Annotated in this window: 15 protein-coding genes; 6 read left to right on the top strand and 9 right to left on the bottom strand. The window is 74.0% G+C overall.

What is annotated here, in order from left to right; genetic code table 11:
- Positions 1–8 precede the first annotated feature (8 nt).
- Positions 9–1,352: a salicylate synthase gene (locus ACF07N_RS01860; protein WP_392107106.1), complete on the bottom strand. Its 1,344-nt coding sequence runs from the start codon at positions 1,350–1,352 to the stop codon at positions 9–11.
- Between the two features lie 134 nt (positions 1,353–1,486).
- Between ACF07N_RS01860 and ACF07N_RS01855 the strand changes: the two genes are divergently transcribed.
- From ACF07N_RS01855 to ACF07N_RS01840, 4 genes are all read left to right on the top strand, one after another.
- Entirely contained in the window at positions 1,487–3,121 is a 1,635-nt protein-coding gene (locus ACF07N_RS01855; RefSeq protein ID WP_392107103.1) for a (2,3-dihydroxybenzoyl)adenylate synthase, read from the top strand.
- Complete coding sequence (locus ACF07N_RS01850; protein WP_392107100.1) at positions 3,111–4,169, top strand: FecCD family ABC transporter permease; 1,059 nt, start codon at positions 3,111–3,113, stop codon at positions 4,167–4,169. Before ACF07N_RS01855 ends, ACF07N_RS01850 begins: the two co-directional genes overlap by 11 nt.
- Positions 4,166–5,239, top strand: a complete 1,074-nt coding sequence (locus tag ACF07N_RS01845) for a FecCD family ABC transporter permease (protein ID WP_392107097.1) — start codon at positions 4,166–4,168, stop codon at positions 5,237–5,239. Before ACF07N_RS01850 ends, ACF07N_RS01845 begins: the two co-directional genes overlap by 4 nt.
- Positions 5,240–5,388: 149 nt before the next feature.
- Positions 5,389–6,090 (top strand): phosphatase PAP2 family protein, encoded by a 702-nt coding sequence (locus tag ACF07N_RS01840; RefSeq protein WP_383329033.1) that lies wholly within the window; start codon positions 5,389–5,391, stop codon positions 6,088–6,090.
- A 49-nt stretch (positions 6,091–6,139) separates the two neighbouring features.
- On the opposite strand, the gene ACF07N_RS01835 is transcribed toward ACF07N_RS01840, so the two are convergent.
- The 4 genes from ACF07N_RS01835 to ACF07N_RS01820 all read right to left on the bottom strand — a co-directional run bounded on the left by ACF07N_RS01835 (position 6,140) and on the right by ACF07N_RS01820 (position 9,613).
- On the bottom strand, positions 6,140–6,592 hold the full coding sequence (locus ACF07N_RS01835) for a phospholipase (protein ID WP_383329030.1): 453 nt from the start codon (positions 6,590–6,592) through the stop codon (positions 6,140–6,142).
- A gap of 215 nt (positions 6,593–6,807) precedes the next feature.
- Positions 6,808–7,572 carry a cupin domain-containing protein gene (locus tag ACF07N_RS01830; RefSeq protein WP_392107093.1) on the bottom strand — a complete coding sequence of 255 codons (765 nt, stop codon included), beginning with the start codon at positions 7,570–7,572 and terminating at the stop codon, positions 6,808–6,810.
- The gene (locus ACF07N_RS01825; RefSeq protein WP_392107090.1) at positions 7,566–8,492 is read right to left on the bottom strand and encodes a PmoA family protein; all 927 of its coding nucleotides are present in this window, start codon (positions 8,490–8,492) and stop codon (positions 7,566–7,568) included. Before ACF07N_RS01825 ends, ACF07N_RS01830 begins: the two co-directional genes overlap by 7 nt.
- On the bottom strand, positions 8,489–9,613 hold the full coding sequence (locus ACF07N_RS01820) for a Gfo/Idh/MocA family protein (RefSeq protein ID WP_392107087.1): 1,125 nt from the start codon (positions 9,611–9,613) through the stop codon (positions 8,489–8,491). The genes ACF07N_RS01825 and ACF07N_RS01820 overlap by 4 nt, the downstream gene beginning before the upstream one ends.
- A gap of 1,076 nt (positions 9,614–10,689) precedes the next feature.
- Here ACF07N_RS01820 and ACF07N_RS01815 point away from each other — a divergent pair.
- The gene (locus ACF07N_RS01815) at positions 10,690–11,868 is read left to right on the top strand and encodes a serine hydrolase domain-containing protein (RefSeq protein ID WP_392107084.1); all 1,179 of its coding nucleotides are present in this window, start codon (positions 10,690–10,692) and stop codon (positions 11,866–11,868) included.
- A 24-nt stretch (positions 11,869–11,892) separates the two neighbouring features.
- Here the strand turns inward: ACF07N_RS01815 and ACF07N_RS01810 are convergent, their stop codons facing one another.
- Positions 11,893–12,630, bottom strand: coding sequence for an SDR family NAD(P)-dependent oxidoreductase (locus ACF07N_RS01810; protein ID WP_392107081.1), 738 nt, complete (start codon positions 12,628–12,630; stop codon positions 11,893–11,895).
- Between the two features lie 85 nt (positions 12,631–12,715).
- Between ACF07N_RS01810 and ACF07N_RS01805 the strand changes: the two genes are divergently transcribed.
- Positions 12,716–13,357, top strand: coding sequence for a TetR/AcrR family transcriptional regulator (locus ACF07N_RS01805; RefSeq protein WP_392107078.1), 642 nt, complete (start codon positions 12,716–12,718; stop codon positions 13,355–13,357).
- A gap of 127 nt (positions 13,358–13,484) precedes the next feature.
- Here ACF07N_RS01805 and ACF07N_RS01800 read toward each other — a convergent pair whose 3' ends face one another.
- The 3 genes from ACF07N_RS01800 to ACF07N_RS01790 form a co-directional block, all read right to left on the bottom strand.
- Entirely contained in the window at positions 13,485–13,976 is a 492-nt protein-coding gene (locus ACF07N_RS01800; protein ID WP_383329010.1) for a hemerythrin domain-containing protein, read from the bottom strand.
- Positions 13,977–14,047: 71 nt separating this feature from the next.
- Positions 14,048–14,218 carry a hypothetical protein gene (locus tag ACF07N_RS01795; RefSeq protein ID WP_031106884.1) on the bottom strand — a complete coding sequence of 57 codons (171 nt, stop codon included), beginning with the start codon at positions 14,216–14,218 and terminating at the stop codon, positions 14,048–14,050.
- 114 nt (positions 14,219–14,332) lie between these two features.
- On the bottom strand, positions 14,333–16,231 hold the full coding sequence (locus ACF07N_RS01790; RefSeq protein WP_392107075.1) for an NAD-binding lipoprotein: 1,899 nt from the start codon (positions 16,229–16,231) through the stop codon (positions 14,333–14,335).
- Positions 16,232–16,237 lie beyond the last annotated feature (6 nt).

Here is a 16,237-nt window from a genome sequence, read left to right as displayed (position 1 = left end):
CTTCGCACCTAACTCCTCAGGGACGGCGCGGCGAGCGGCGCCGGCTGCGCGGGGACGACGTAGGGGGCGACGCTGCGGAGCTTCTCGCAGGTCTCCTCCAGCTCCCGGGCGGGCGTCGACCCGGCGAGGATACCGGCGCCGGCCCGCAGCCAGGTGCGGCCGTCCTCCTCGAAGAGGCTGCGCAGGACGAGGGCGGCGTCGAGCGAGCCGTCGCTGCCGGCCATGAGGGCGGCGCCGCTGTAGATGCCGCGCGGCTCCTCCTCCAGCCGGGCGATGCAGTCGTACGCCGGTGCCTTGGGGATGCCGGAGGCGGTCACGGCCGGGAAGACGGCGCGCAGCACGTCCCAGGCGGTGGCGTCCTCGGCGAGCAGTCCGTGCACGCTGGACCCGAGGTGCTGGACGGAGCCCCGCCGGCGCACGCTCAGCAGGTCGCGCACGGACACCGTGCCCGGGCGGCACACCGTGGCCATCTCCTCCTCCGCCAGCTTCACGGAAAGCACGTGCTCGCTGATCTCCTTGGGATCGGCGAGGAGTTCGGCGCGCAGCCGCTCGTCCTCCTGCGCGCCGAAACCCCGGGCGCGGGTCCCGGCGAGCGGCTGGGTGAGGGCCTGACCGTCCGCGCCGACCTCGGCGACGGTCTCGGGGCTGAAGCCGACGACGCGGCGTCCGCCGAGGTGCATCAGGTAGGAGCGGGCCGGGGTGTTGTGGGACCGGCCGTGCACGTAGGTGGCGGCGAAGTCGACCGGGAAGGGCACCGGGACGGTGCGGGAGAGGATGACCTTCTGCAGGTCGCCCGCCCGGATCTCCTCGATCGCGCGGGCCACGAGCCCGGGGTAGGCGCCGTCGGTGTCGGCCACGTCGACCGGTCGCGCCTCGACGGTGGCGCGGGTGACGGGTTCGGCCAGCAGCCGGAGTAACGCCTCCAGGGTCTCCGGGTCGGTGCTGCGCACCTCCGCGTCCGTCTGACGGAGTCTCACCTCGCTGTGCGGCACCACGAGGTGCAGCAGCCGTCCGGCTCCGGCACGGTCGGGGCGATCGGTGTGCAGATGAGCGAACTCGTAGGCCATCCAGCCGTAGGCGTGCCAGTCCTCGACGGCCATCCGTGCGAGGTTCTCCTGGACTTGACGCAGGGGGTGCGGCCCGACGGGGTCCGTGTGCTCCTCGGTGAGCCAGCGGCCGCGGACGGCGGAGCGGTCGGCCACGACCTCACCGAGCGCGCCTCCGGCGAACCACCACTCGCCGTCCCTCTCGTAGACCATGTACTGATCGAACAGTCCCGACTCGGCCAGCCTGGCGGCCAGCAGGACGGGGTCTCCCGGCAGTTCCGTCCGCGCGCTCCGGTACCGCAGCAACGACTACCTCCCGAGCTAGCTTAGGTTAACCTAACCTAAGACAGGACCCTAGCCTCCGCAGCGAAGACTCGTCCAGGCTTGACCCCGATCTCCCGTTAGGCAAGCCTTTCCTAAACTGCAGGCGGGAGTTGAGGATGCTCGACGGTTGCGTGCCCTGGCCGGAAGAGGTCGCACGGAGGTACCGGGCCGAGGGATTCTGGGAGGGCCGGCCGCTGGACCGGCTGCTGCGGGACCGGGCCGGACGCGACCCGCGGCGGGTCGCGTTGGTGGACGCCGCGGGCGCCCGGTGGACCTACGCCGAACTCGACGCCCGCGCCGACCGGCAGGCCGCCGGACTGCGGCGGCTCGGCATCGGCCCCGGGGACCGGGTGGTGGTCCAGCTCCCCAACACCGGCGCCTTCGTGGTGCTGTTCTTCGCCCTGCTGCGGGCGGGCGCCGTGCCGGTGCTCACCCTCCCCGCGCACCGGGAGAGCGAGATCGTCCACGTGGCCGAGACCGCCGGCGCCCGCGCCTATGCGATCCCCGACGTCCACGACCACTTCGACCACCGGAGCCTCGCCCGGGCCGTCCGCAAGGCCGTCCCGTCCGTCGAACACGTCCTGGTGGCCGGTGACGCCGCCGAGTTCACCGCCCTGGACGAGGTCGACGCCGGCCCCGTCCCGCTGCCGGAGCCCGACCCCTCGGACGTGGCGGTGCTGCTGCTGTCCGGCGGCACCACCGGCAAGCCGAAGCTCATCCCCCGCACCCACGACGACTACGCCTACAACGTCCGGGCCAGCGCCGCGATCTGCGGCTTCGACCGCTCCACCGTCTACCTCGTGGTCCTGCCCACCGCGCACAACTTCGCGCTGGCCTGCCCGGGACTGCTCGGCACGCTGCTGGTCGGCGGCACCGTCGTGCTCGCGCCGACACCCAGCCCGGAGGACGCCTTCGCGCTGATCGAGCGCGAGCGGGTCACCGTCACCGCCGTGGTCCCGCCGATCGCCCTGCTGTGGCTGGACGCCGTGGAGTGGGAGGAGGCCGACCTGTCGTCGCTGCGGCTGCTCCAGGTCGGCGGTTCCAAGCTCGGCGCCGAGCCCGCGGCCCGCGTCACACCCGCCCTGGGCTGCGCCCTTCAGCAGGTGTTCGGCATGGCCGAGGGCCTGCTCAACTACACGCGCCTGGACGACCCGCCGGAGCTGGTCGCCCACACCCAGGGCCGCCCGATGTCCCCGGCCGACGAGATCCGGGTCGTCGACGAGGACGGGCACGACGTACCGCCCGGCGCCACCGGCGAACTGCTCACCCGCGGCCCCTACACCCTGCGCGGCTACTACAACGCGCCCGCGCACAACGCCCGTTCCTTCACCGGCGACGGCTACTACCGCACCGGCGACCTGGTGCGGGTGCTGCCCTCCGGGCACCTGGTCGTCGAGGGCCGGGCCAAGGACCAGATCAACCGCGGCGGCGACAAGATCTCCGCCGAGGAGCTGGAGAACCACCTCCTCGCCCACCCGGCCGTGCACGACGCCGCCGTCGTCGGCATGCCCGACCCGGCCATGGGCGAGCGCACCTGCGCCTACCTCGTGCCGCGCGGCGGCCGGGCGGCCCCCACCCAGCGGGAACTCGCCGCGTTCCTCACCGAGCGGGGCGTCGCCGCGTACAAGCTGCCCGACCGGGTGGAGGTGACCGACGCCTTCCCGCGCACCTCCGTCGGCAAGGTCGACAAGAAGGAACTGGGCCGCAGGATCGCCGCCCTGCTGCGTACGGAGGACAGCGGTGCCGGCTGAGACCACCGTCGCGGCACCGCCGGGGAAGCCGTCCGCCGCGACGCCCCGCCGCCGTGCCTCCGTCCGCGCCCTGGCCGTGCTCGGCGCCCTGCTGCTGCTCCTCGCCGCCGTCCTGCTCAGCCTGGCCGTCGGATCGCGGTCGCTGCCGCTGTCCGTCGTCGTGGACGCGCTGCGGCACGACGACGGCTCGACCGCCGCCTTCGTCGTCTGGGACGTGCGGGTGCCGCGCACCCTGGCGGGCCTCGCCGCGGGCGCCGCGCTCGGCGTGGCCGGCGCCCTCATCCAGGCGCTCACCCGCAATCCGCTGGCCGACCCCGGGCTGCTCGGCGTCAACGCCGGCGCCGCCACCGGCGTCGTGCTCTCCCTCACCGCGCTGGGCGTGACGAGCCTGTGGGCCTCCGTGTGGTTCGCGATGGCCGGCGCGGTGGTGGCGGGCCTGCTGGTGTACTCCCTGGCCTCGGGCGGACGCGGCGGCGCCACGCCCGAACGCCTCGCGCTCGGCGGCGCGGTCGTCGCCGCGGTCTTCACCGGCGTCAGCCAGACGCTGATGCTGCTCGACGCCCAGGCCCTGGACCAGCTGCGGTTCTGGAGCGTGGGTTCACTCGCCCGGGCCGGCGGCGACACGCTGACGACCATCACACCGTTCGTCGTCGTGGGTCTGGTGCTGGCCCTCGCCCTGGTCCGGCCGCTCAACGCGCTGGCCCTCGGCGACGACGCCGCGCGCTCGCTCGGCGCCCACCTGCACCGCACCCGGTTCCTCGGCCTGCTCGCCGTGACCCTGCTGTGCGGGGCGGCGACCTCGGCGGTCGGCCCGCTGGTGTTCGTCGGGCTCGCCGTCCCGCACATCGCCCGCATGCTCGTCGGTGCCGACCAGCGCTGGACCCTGCCGATGTCCCTGCTGCTGGCCCCCGCCCTGCTGCTGTTCGCGGACGTCCTCGGCCGGGTGGCCGTACGCCCCGACGAGCTCGACGCGGGCGTGGTCACGGCGGTCGTCGGGGCGCCGGTGTTCATCGCGCTGGTCCGGCACCGCAGGGTGGTGGCGTCATGAGCACACGTGCTCCCGCGCCCGCGGGACTCCCGCCCCGGACCCACGTCGTGCGCAGCGCCTCGCAGCACGTGTCGCTGCGCCTGGACGTCCGGGCCCTGACGGTGTGCCTGCTGGTGCTGGCCGCCACGGCGGCAGCCGGCGTCCTCGCCCTGGGCACCGGGGAGTACCCGATCTCCCCCGCCGACGTCGTGCGCACCCTGCTGGGCAACGGCAGCCCCCGCACCGACTTCGTGGTCAACGAACTGCGGCTGCCGCGGCTGCTGACGGGCGTCCTGGCCGGGGCCGCCCTCGGGGTGAGCGGCGCGCTGTTCCAGAGCCTGTCCCGCAACCCGCTGGGCAGCCCCGACATCGTCGGTTTCACCTACGGTTCGGCCACCGGGGGCCTGCTGGTGGTGCTGGTCGTGGGCGGCACCGGCGGCCAGGTCGCCCTCGGCGCGGTGGGCGGCGGACTCGCAACCGCCGTCCTGGTCTACGTCCTGGCCTGGCGGCAGGGCATCCACGGCTTCCGGCTCGTCCTCGTCGGCATCGGCGTCAGCGCCCTGCTCCAGGGCGTGAACGCCTACCTGCTGGCCAAGGCGCGTTTCACCGAGGCCGCCCAGGCCATGGTGTGGCTCAACGGCAGCCTCAACGGCCGGGGCTGGGCCGACGTGCGGCCCGCCGCGCTGGGCCTGCTGGTGGTGCTGCCGCTCATCGCGGCCGTCGCCGGGCGGCTGAAGATCCTGGAGATGGGCGACGACGTCGCGGGCGGCCTCGGGGTGCCGGTGCAGCGCACCCGGCTGGTGATGCTCGTCCTCGCCACGGCGGCCTGCGCGGTCGCCACCGCCGCGGCCGGCCCGATTCCCTTCGTCGCCCTGATCGCCCCTCAGCTGGCCCGGCGCCTCACCCGTCAGCCCGGTCCGAACCTCCTCGCCGCCACCTGCACCGGCGCCCTCCTCGTCGTCGTCGCGGACTTCGGCTCGCAGCACCTGCACGAGTCGGCCCAGCTGCCGGTCGGCGTGGTCACCGCGGTGGCCGGCGGTCTGTATCTGGCCCTGCTGCTGCGCCGTCAGCGGCGGGCCGGGCGGATCTGAGGGGAGTCCTGGCCCGGGGCCTGGCGGCGCCCCCCGGATGACCCGCCGCCGCCCGGGCACCCGGGAGGTACCGGCGCGCGGGGGTGCCGAGCGGGTGCCCGGCGTGAGCCGGTACCGTGCCGGTAAGGCCACTGCGGGGAGAACGACACATGACCGATCCGACGACCACAGACGCGGACGCCCTCCGTCCGCTTGCCGGGGACGAGAAGTCCGCGGGCGGCCCCGTCCGGCTCCTGGGCGCCGTCATGGGCGATCTCAGGGCCGTGGACGGCGCCCTGTACGCGGCGGTGGCCGCCACTCCGACCCCCACCCTCGACCGGACGCTGCGCCATCTGTCCCACGCGGCCGACCACTCGAAGATCTCGTTCGCCATCGCCGCCGCGCTGGCCCTCGCCGGGAAGCGGCCGCGCAAGGCCGCGCTCGCGGGGGTCGGGGCGATCGCCGTGGCGTCGGCCTCGGCCAATCTGCTGGGCAAGCGCCTGGTGCGCAGGGCCCGCCCGGACCGGGAGGCGGCCCGGGTGACGGTGGACCGGCACGTCCCGATGCCGACGTCGGCCTCGTTCCCGTCCGGGCACACCGCGTCGGCGGTCGCGTTCGCCACCGCGGTCGGCGTGGTGCTGCCCCCGGCGGCGGTGCCGCTCGGGGCGCTGGCGAGCGCCGTGGGCTACTCCCGCGTCCACACGGGCGTGCACTATCCGGGTGACGTGGCGGCAGGTGCCGTCCTCGGCATCGCGAGCGCCGCCGCGGCCCTTGCGGCGGCAGCGGCGACGCCGTCGGCCCGCACCCAGGCCCTGCTCGCGGCGGCCCGCTCGTGGCCGCGCGTCCGCGTCGCCGGCCTGGTGCGCGGCTGAGCGGCACGGCGTACCGGGCGCGGGGCAGCGGCCCCGCGCCCGCAGGGCGTCAGCCGAAGGCGCGCACGGCCTGGTAGTAGGTCCAGGCGGTGCCGTTGCACGACGTCTTGGTGGCTCCGCTGTACCCGTTGCACACCCTCTTGAGGTCCTCGTAGAAGGCGCTGTCCACACGGGACTTGTTGGCGTCGAAGGTGCCCGCGGCCTTGTAGTTGCGGTAGCCGAAGTCGTGCCGGGCACAGGACATGGAGAACGGGAAGCCGAAGGGGTTGTCCGGCGAGGAGGAGCAGTAGTCGGTCGACCAGTCGAAGGCGTACGCGGACCAGGCGGCCTGGTTCGCGCGGGCGGCGGCCCACGCGCTGTAGCTCGACGCACTGGTCTGGGTCCAGCTCGCGAGCACTTGAGGCTTGTCGGCGGGAGCGGCACTTGCGGTCGTGGCGGTGGTGGCGACGGTGACGAGGGCCAGAGTCGAGGCGGCGAGACCCGTGGCGATCTTTCGGTGCATTCCACACCTCCATGAGGCTGCGGTCCGCCCATCGGACCGCAGGTACATGACAAGAGGATGACGTCTCGCGCGGGCGCTCACACCGAATGTGCCCCAAGAGCCCCTGAATTTCTGCCTCTTCGAGGAGAACGGCAGCGGACGGGCAGACGTCGGCGCACGGTCGTCCCGCCGGCTGAGCCCTCGTCAGGTCCGGAGTCCCCGGTTCCCCCGCGCGGCTACGGAGCCGGGAAGGGCGGCGTGGTGCCGGGCAGCGCGTACTCGTCGCGGCGGCCGCACATGCCGTAGCCGCCGAGCCGCGCCGGCGCGGCCTGGTGGGCGGTGGCCTCGGCGAGGTGGGCGGGGTCGCCGTCGGCCAGCGCGTCGAGCTGCGCGCCGGTGCGTTCGGCCGCGGCCAGGGCGCCCGCCCGCCACAGGGCGCGCCAGGTGGGCACCTTGTCCCGCACGAGCCGGGCGGCGGCCCGCTGGAACTCCCGGTACGGGCCGGCGTCCCCGGCGGCCAGGGCCTCGCGCAGGCCGAGGTAGCCCTCGACGGCGAGGTCACGGCGGCGCCTGGCCGCCGCCTCGGTCTCCGGCCCCGTGCCGGGTGGCAGGCCGGCGGCGGCCGCGTACGCACCGGGGTCGGCGAGCACCTCGGGCGGGAAGGTGAAGACCGCGTCCCCGGCCTCGGGCAGGCCGCTGTTCTGCATCAGCACGGTGACGCGCAGATCGCCGCCCTGGACCATGCGGTGCACGGTGCCCGGGGTGAACCAGGCGACCGAGCCGGCCTGAAGGGGGATGTCCCGGAAGCCGTCGCGGCTCAGCGTCTGCACCGCGCCCCGGCCGCCGGTGACGACGTACGCCTCCGTGCACACCAGGTGCAGGTGCGGGCTGCCGCCGCAGACGCCGTCGGCGGCCTCCCAGTCGTAGGCGGTGAGGTGGGACAGGCCGATCGCACCGGGCAGCGGGTGCGCCGGGCCCGCCGGTTCCGGTCCGCTCACCACGGCAGGCCCTTCAGGTGGGCGGCGACCCGGTCGCGGTCCCAGGCGCCGTCGGCGACCACCAGCCGGTAGCGGTAGGCGAACGTCTCGCCCGGCGGCAGCTCGAACTCCTCGAAGAACGCCCAGGAGAAGGCGACCGTCGGGAAGGGCTCGGAGCGGACGAACCAGTGCGACTCGTGGATCGCGGACGCGCGGTCGAGGTTCTCGGGCGCGTGCGCGAAGACCAGGGTGGAGTGGCCGTCGACGTCGTCGTGCTCGGCGGTGAAGGCGAGCCAGGGACCCTGGCTGCCCATCAGTTCGTCCGCGCCGGCGTCGGTGTCCGGGGCGAAGACCGTGCCGCCGGTGAAGTCGCGCGGGCCACGCCACTGGAGTCCGGTGTAGCCGGCCATCTCGCGGCCCGCGGTGGTCGGAGAGCCGAAGGCCAGGGGTGTGGAGCGGGTGTTGGTGAGGCGGATCGACCAGTCGAGGGCCCAGGCACCGGCCTCCTCGTCCACCGAGTGCACGGTCAGGCCGCGCGCCTCGCGGGCCCATTCCTCGCCGCCGTGCTCGATCCAGGTGAGGTCCTCGGCGAGGGTGAACCGGTCGTCCTCGGCCGTGAACTCGGGGAAACCGTCGTGCCGCATGGATCCGACCCGCTCGGGCAGACGCCGGTATCCCTCGCCGTGGACGTAGCAGTTGCCGCCCCAGAAGTTCTGGCCGGACAGGTGGCTCGCGGTCATCTGCAGGCCCTTGTGCCAGCGGTGGTCGTTCGGGCGGTAGCCGGTCACCGTGCGCCCGGACAGGGTGCGCACGGGGTGGGCGTACGGCTTGCGGGACTCGAAGGGGTCGGGGTCGGGGCGGTAGACGTAGCGGAGGATCTCCGTGCCGTTCGCCGCCGTGACGGCGACGTCCTCGCCGTGCGTGTGGGTGACGCGGAGGGTCATGCGCGCTCCTCGGGGGCCCAGTCGGGGCAGTCGCCGTGCATGGCCGCGTAGAACGGGTCGCCGGGGCCGATCTCCCCCGCGTGCACGGACCGGCCGGTGAACGCCGCCTTGTACAGGGCGGCGGCGAACTCGAGGGTGGCGCGGGCGTCCCGGCCGCTGCCCGGCGGCCGGGTGCCGGTGTCGTAGGCGTCGAGGAGGGCGCCCAGCTGCGCGGTGTGCGAGCTGGGCACGTCGTGCGCGGGGGTGCGCCAGGCGGCGGCGCGTGCGGAGTCGACGTGCGGGGCGGGGGTGTAGACCCAGCTGTCGTTGGTGTGGCCGTACAGATGGGTGAGCTCGACCGTGGCCTCCGCGCAGTCGACGCGGAGACGGCTCACCTCGTCGGGGGACAGCACGCTGTTGACGACGGTGGCGAGGGCGCCGCCGCGGAACCGCACCAGGGCGGTGGAGACGTCCTCGCTCTCGGTGTCGTGGACCAGGCGCGCGGCCATGGCCCGGATCTCCTCCCACTCACCGATCAGGTGCAGCATCAGGTCGAACTGGTGGATGCCGTGGCCCATGGTCGGTCCCCCGCCCTCACTGGCCCACTTCCCGCGCCAGGGCACCGCGTAGTAGGCGGCGTCGCGGTGCCAGGTCGTCTGGCAGTGCGCGACCAGCGGGGCGCCCAGCTCACCGCTCGTGATCAGCTCCCGGGCGTGCACGGCGCCGGAGCCGTAGCGGTGCTGGAAGACGACCGCAGCGTACGCGCCGGACGCCTCCTCGGCGGCGGCGATGTCGTCGTACTCGGCCAGCGACAGGGTGAGCGGCTTCTCGCACAGCACCCAGGCGCCGGCCTTGAGCGCGGCCACCGCCTGGTCCCGGTGCAGGGCGGGCGGGGTGCCGATCAGGACGAGGTCGGGGCGTTCGGCGTCCAGCATCGCGTCGATCGAGGCGTATCCGGAGACCTGCTCGCCGGCCAGCTCGCGGAACGCGTCGAGGCGCTCCGGGTCCACGTCCACGGCGGCCACGAGGTCCACCCGGTCGGCGTGGGCCCGCACCGCGGGCAGATGGCTGCCGGAGACGATGGCTCCGGTGCCGACGACGGCCACGCGGCGGCGGGTGGGTGACCCTGGGGACACGGTCATGCGGCGCTCCTCGGACGGCCGGCGGACTCACGCTTGGAAAGCGCTTGCACTCTGGAGGGACCCTAGGCGCGGGAGATTGTCTGGACAACCCCCCTGAAGCGACCCGGGCATCGTCGGGCTGCGCCTTTTCCCAGCTTGGGGCGGAGTTTCCGGTTGATGCCCGGGCCATGGAACGGGGCTCCCCCGTCTCGGGCGCCAGGGGCCACGAACCGGCTGTCCGCCTCAGCGGCCGAGGGGCGGCCCGTCCCTGGCCCGCCGGCGCCCCGCGCCCCTGCCGGCATGCCTCCCCACCCGGACGGCCCTGCCCGCGCCGGCGGCGCGAGCCCACGTTCCGGCCCGCTCGCCCGCCACCACCGGCGGCGCGTCGGCGGGAGACGCCGTGTGCCGGGCCCGGCTCGCCGAACGCCGCCGGATCCGCGCCGGCGACTTGCCGCCCGTGCCACCACCCGCGACGCGGGGCGTGACATGGGCGCCGTGCGGGCCGCGCCCGGGGGTCGCTGCGGCGCCGGACACGCCGGCGCCGGGCGAGCACGGCGCCGGCGTGTCCGGTCGACGGGACGCCGGGTGTCCGGAGGGCTCGGCGGTGCCGCGTCATCGCGCGGACTCGGCCGTCGGCGCTCCAGGGATGCAGGGGCCGGAAGGCGAACGGCCGCCGCAGACTGGGTCGGCAGCCGCCCGATCGCCTGTACTTCGCCCCGGGCCATGTGCCAGCATTCCGGCCTGCCGCCCGCACGGACGGCCCGGGCCGGTCGGCCGGGGACGGGGGCCTACCAACGGATCCTGCGGGTGCGGGCGGACCCGTGCGCGGGGCCGGCCCGGGTTCGAGTGGCGGTGCGGAGCCCCGCCTCGGGGGCTGCGCACGCGGACGTCGTAGTGGCGTGCCGTTCAGGCGGCGCACGGGACGGCCGGCCCCGGGGGGCCGTGCCGGTACGAGGAGAACACCCGCCTGCGCCGCCGTGCCGGTCCACCGCCGCGGCAGCGGAGCCGTCCGCCCACCGCTCCGCCGGAACGGCCCGGGCAGGACCGGCACGACGCCGGTCGACGACGCACCACGCACACGACGGGGAGTGGGGAACATGACGACACGGACGAGGCCGAGAGCCCGCCTGGCCGGACTGGCGGCCGTCCTGATCGCGGCCACGGCTCTGACGGGCACCGCCCGGGCCGCCCAGGACACAAGGGTCCCGGCCGCCGGACACGAGAAGACCCGGCAGGCCATCGAGGCGGCCGTCGAGGCCGGGGTCCCCGGTGTCACGGCCGAGGCGCGGGACGCCGACGGGCGCTGGCGGACGGCAGCGGGCGTGGGCGACCTGCGCACGGGTGCGGCGCGCGGCCTCCACGACCGGTTCCGCGTCGGCGGCGTCACCAGCACCTTCGTGGCGACCGTCCTGCTGCAGATGACGGCGGAGAAGAAGCTGTCGCTGGACGACACCGTCGAGCACCACCTGCCCGGCGTGGTGACGGGCAACGGCAACGACGGGCGCGCCGTGACCGTACGTCAGCTCCTCAACCACACCAGCGGCCTGTTCGACTACCTGGCCGAACCCGCCTATTACGAGAAGTACATCCTGGGCGACGGCTTCCTGCAGCACCGCTACGACCACCTGACGGCCGGGCAGCGCCTCCGGGTGGCGCTGGCCCACCCGCCGCAGTTCGCCCCCGGAGCCCGGCACGCCTTCTCCCACACCAACGACCTCCTGGCCGCGCTGATTCTCGAGAAGGTCGCGGGCACCTCCTACGAGAACGAGGTGCGCCGGCGCGTCATCGAGCCACTGGGACTGAAGGCGACCTCCCACCCCGGCCCGAGCACCGGCCTGCCCCGGCCGAGCGGACGCGGCTATTCCAAGCTGTTCTCCGGCACACAGCCGGACCGGATTGACGACGTCACCGAGTTCCACGGCTCACAGGTGTGGGGCGACGGGGACATCATCTCCAGCGCCGCCGACCTGAACCGCTTCTTCCGTGCGCTGATGCGCGGCAAGGTGCTCCCGCCGCGGCAGCTCGCGGAGTTCAAGACGACCGTCGTCAACCCCGATCTGCCGATCTCGTCCCACGGGCTCGGCATCGAGCGGCTCGAACTGGGCTGCGGCGAGACCCTCTGGTACCGCGACGGGGGCACGGTCGGCTCCCTCACGTTCGTCGCCACCACCGAGGACGGGCGCCACCAGCTGACGTTCAACTACAACAGCGACTGGGAGGTCTCCCAGATCCTGCCCACCCTGACCGCCGAGTTCTGCGGGCCCACCTCCGGCTGACGCCGTGACGCCACCGGCGATCGTTCAGGCCCGGGTGTAGCCGCCGTCGGCGAAGAGTTCGGCGCCGGTGACGAACGACGAGGCGTCCGACGCCAGGAAGAGGGCGGCCTCGGCGATCTCCCCGGCGTCGGCCAGCCGCCCGAGGGGCACGACGGCCTCGGCGAACCGGTCGGCGTCGGATCCGACGGCGCGCAGCAGGGCCGGGGTCCGCGTGGGTCCCGGACTGAGGACGTTGACCCGGAACCGGCGCTCCCGCGACTGCCGGGCCCAGTTGTGCACGAGGTTGCTCAGCGCCGCCTTGGAGGCGCTGTAGACCTCGAGGTGCTCGTTGGGGCGCACGCTGTTGCTGGAGCCGATGACGAGGACGGAGGCGTTCTCCGCCAGGAGCGGGAGCGCCTTCTGCACGGTGAAGAGCGGGCCCTTGACGTTGACGGCGAGCGTCAGGTCGACGTTCGCCTCGGTGTGGGCGCCGAGCGCGGCGTCCGCGACGACGCCCGCGTTGGCCACCAGCACGTCGATGCGGCCGGCCTCCTCGCGGACGCGCGCGTAGAGCCCGTCCAGGTCGGCCAGGACCGTGACGTCGGCGCGTACGCCGGTGGCCGAGGGGCCCATGGCCGTGACGGCCGCTTCGAGGCGGTCGGTGTCCCGGCCGGTCACGAAGACCCGTGCGCCCTCCCGGACGAAGCGGTGGGCGATGGCCAGCCCGATCCCGCTGGTCCCGCCGGTGATCACGGCCACCTTCTCGTGCAGCACGCCTGGCATGCCGAACCCCTTCAGTTGTGGAATGGTTCGTCCACAACGTAGGCAGTAATGGACGATCGAGTCAAGAACGCTTATGCTTCCGGCCATGCCGAGACCACGCGCATTCGACGAACGCCACGTACTGGAGCGGGCCCGGGAGCAGTTCTGGGCGACCGGCTACGCGGGCACCCGGATGGACGACATCGCCCGGGTGACCGGCCTGGGCAAGGGCAGCCTGTACGGCGCGTTCGGCGACAAGGGCAAGCTGTTCCACCGCGTGTTCGGCGACTGGTGCACCGCCGTCGTCGAGGTGGCCCGGGAACGGCTCGCGGGCGGCCCGGACGCGGAGGCCCTGGCCCGGCTGTCCGGATACGTGCACCTGATGGCGGAGAACGCCGCCGCCGACACCGAGCGCCGCGGCTGCCTGCTGGCCAAGGGCGTGGCGGAACTGGCCCAGCAGGACGCGACGGTCGCCGAACGGTCGGCCGAGACCATGACGGCACTGCTGACCCTGCTGCGGACGGAGATCGCCGCCGCGCAGCGCCACGGCGACATCGACGGCTCCGCCGACCCGGAGCGGCTGGCGGCACTGCTGCTGACGGTGGTCCGCGGCATCGAAGCCGTGGGCAAGGCCGGCCTGACCCCGGAGACGCTGCGGAACATCGCGGACACCGCGATGGCGGTCCTGCCCGTGCCCGAGGGCCGTGGACACCTCGCGACCTGGCGCGGTACGGCCCGCGAGACCTGACGCGGGGCCGTCACGATCCCGCCGTGCCGCCGCGGGCGGCCCGGACCGCCGTCCGGATCACGCCGCACACGCGGGAGCCCGGACCGTTGCCGGTCCGGGCTCCCGGGGTGGTGGGGACGCGGGTCCCTCAGGACTCGACGATCTTGCGCACGTTGTCCACGGAACCGCAGCCGGCCTTCAGCTGCCGCTCGCGCTCCTGCCAGAACGCACGGCCGAGCTCCTCGCGCCGCTCCATCGCCACGTTCTCGCGCGCGCCGTTGAGGATGGTGCGCTCCTCCTCGTCGGCGTGGTGGGTGACGGCCTGCACCAGCTCCTCGAGCTTCTCGTCCCACTCGTCGGAGCCGACCTCCTCCACCTGGAGGAGGTCCAGGAGGGCCTGGTTGCCCTCGTCGTGCTCGTGCTCGCCGTGCTCGACCTCTTCGTCGTCGATGTTCTTGTACCTCTTGAGCGCCGGGTAGACCTTCGACTCCTCGGCCAGCGCGTGCGCGATCAGCAGGTCCGAGAACTCCCGCAGGGCGGCCTCACGGTCGGCTTCGACGCTCCGCATGTCGCGGAAGAGGTCCTCCATGCGCCGGTGGTCCCTGAGGATGAGCTCGACGACGTCTTGTGTATCGGCCATGGAACCGGAACGCCTTTCATGCGGAGGAACAGGGCCTCATTCCTTTACCCCGTTCCGGAGTTTCCGTTCTTCTACCACCGGTACCAGCGGCCCTTGCGGCCACCGGTGTCCGCGCTGCGCAGCACGAAGCCGAGCAGCCACACCACCAGCACGATCACCGCTATCCACCACAGGGCCTTCAGGGCGAAGCCCGCGCCGAAAAGGATCAGGGCCAGCAGCAGAACGAGAAGCAAGGGAACCATTTTTATCTACCTCCAGAACTCCTGATGCCCGGGCTTTCGCTGAACACGCAGGCGAATTCCTTTGTTTTTCCAGGCGGATGGCGGGCAGACGGTCCCATTCGGCCGGGGCGTGCGTCAGTCCCTGCCGACGACCACCACTTCGTCCCCGGCAGCCCAGCGGCGCCGCTCGGCCTTGGGCGGGTTGATGCGCACGCCCTGGCCGGGACCCGCCGGCGCCTCGCCGTGGCTGCGGTAGCCGATGGCGCACTCGCCCCGCTGCCGAGCCGCCGCCACGACGGTGGCGAACGCCGTCTCACACCCGGGCAGGACGTAGTCGCCCGCGGGCCGCAGACGGATGCCGGCGCCGTCGGCGGAGAACAGTTCCTCGAAGACCGCTGCCAGGTGGCGGTTCTGGGAGATCTGCGCCATGAGCAGGCCGATGAGCTTGCCGCTGATGATCACGTCGGCGCCGGGGCTGATGGGGGCCAGGGCCCGGTTGCGGTCGTCGACCAGCTCGGTCACGACCGGCAGTTCCCGTCCGGTGGCCTCCTCCAGCTGGCGCAGCAGCAGGAGCGTGACGAGCGTGCGGTTGTCGGGGTGGTCGCCCGTCTGCCCCGGGGCGGGGTCCCGGCCGAGGACGATGACACTGTCGTAGGAGTGCACGTCCAGACGCCGCAGGGTCTCGGGGCGGGTGACGTCCCCCTGGTGGAGGGTCAGGGCCAGGCCGGTGCCGTGGTGGGTGCCGGACTCGTGCACCTGCCGGACCGTGTCCTCGCCGCAGTCGGCCACCACGTCGGCCACCGACCCGGGCAGGGCGCGACGGCGCAGCTGGTCGACCATGAGCGGCGCCCTGCGGTTCCAGCCGAGCAGCAGGACCCGCTCCGGCCGCGCCGGCGTGGGCGGGCCGGACGCCGTCACCTCCTTGTCGACCCACTGCCCGCACTCGCCCGGCCAGGCGGTGTCGTCGTCCCGGGAGACGACGACGAGCAGGTCGTCCGGGGCGATGGCCGTCTGCGGCGGCGGAGCGAGCAGCGGGGTGCCGCCGCGCACCAGGCCCACCACACTGGACGTCGGGTAGGACAGCAGCGCCTCGCCGAACGTGCGGCCGGTCAGGGACGCCTCGCCGACCAGGTAGAACTCGTCACCGGCGAAGTCGAGGAGCTCCTGGTGGACCAGGGACAGGCCGGGACGGCGGGTGGCCTGGACGATGAGCCGGGCCGTGATGGTGTCGCTCTCCAGGACGACCCCGCCCGGCCCGGCGGCGAGGCAGGCGGCCAGCCGGTAGCGGTCGTCCCGGACGGCGGCGACGACGGGCGGCCGGCTCCGCGCACCGGCCAGGGCCGCCCGGAGCGCCAGCAGCGTCTTGACGACCTCGGCGTCGGCGTCGGGCTCGTCGCGGGGCAGCACCAGTACGACACCGGCCGTCGCCGGACTGGTCAGGGTCAGTACGGCCGGGTCGGTGGTGGGGCCGCTGCGGCAGATCAGCCGCGTACGGCCCAGGGGCCCGACCTTCGTGCCCAGGGCCTCCTCCATCGCGGTCTTGTCGCGGTCGGCCAGCACCGCCACGGCGGCGCGCCGCTGGTTGGCGTTGGCGGCGACCAGCTCGCCGACCACCGTGAACACCTGCTCCGACCAGCCCAGGACCACGACGTGCCCCTGTTCGAGCACGGTCGAGCGGCCCCGCCGCAGCGCGGTGAGCCGTTCCGTGAGAGCGGTGGTGATCAAACCGACCAGCGTCGAGACGTACAGCAGCGCGACCAGGGCGAGCAGCACCGACATCGTGACCCGCAGCGGCGTGCCGGTCGCACCGCCGAGCCGCAGGGTCTCCCCCGTGAGGTGCCACACCTGCGCCAGCCGGCCCGGCAGGGACCGCGGCGCGTCCGGGTCGGTCCACACCACCACCGCGCTGGCCGGGACCACGACGGCCAAGCACAGCAGCGCCATCCACCCGACCAGGGCGGACGCCCCGCGGGTCAGGGTGCTGTCGAACCAGTAGCGAATCCGGTCACCGAACGAAGTGCGCCGCTGCGCCACCCTTCC

Source organism: Streptomyces sp. NPDC015242 (assembly GCF_043079125.1).
Lineage (GTDB): Bacteria > Actinomycetota > Actinomycetes > Streptomycetales > Streptomycetaceae > Streptomyces.
Note: the sequence above shows the minus strand (reverse complement) of the source record. Positions and strands in the feature narration are given on the sequence as shown.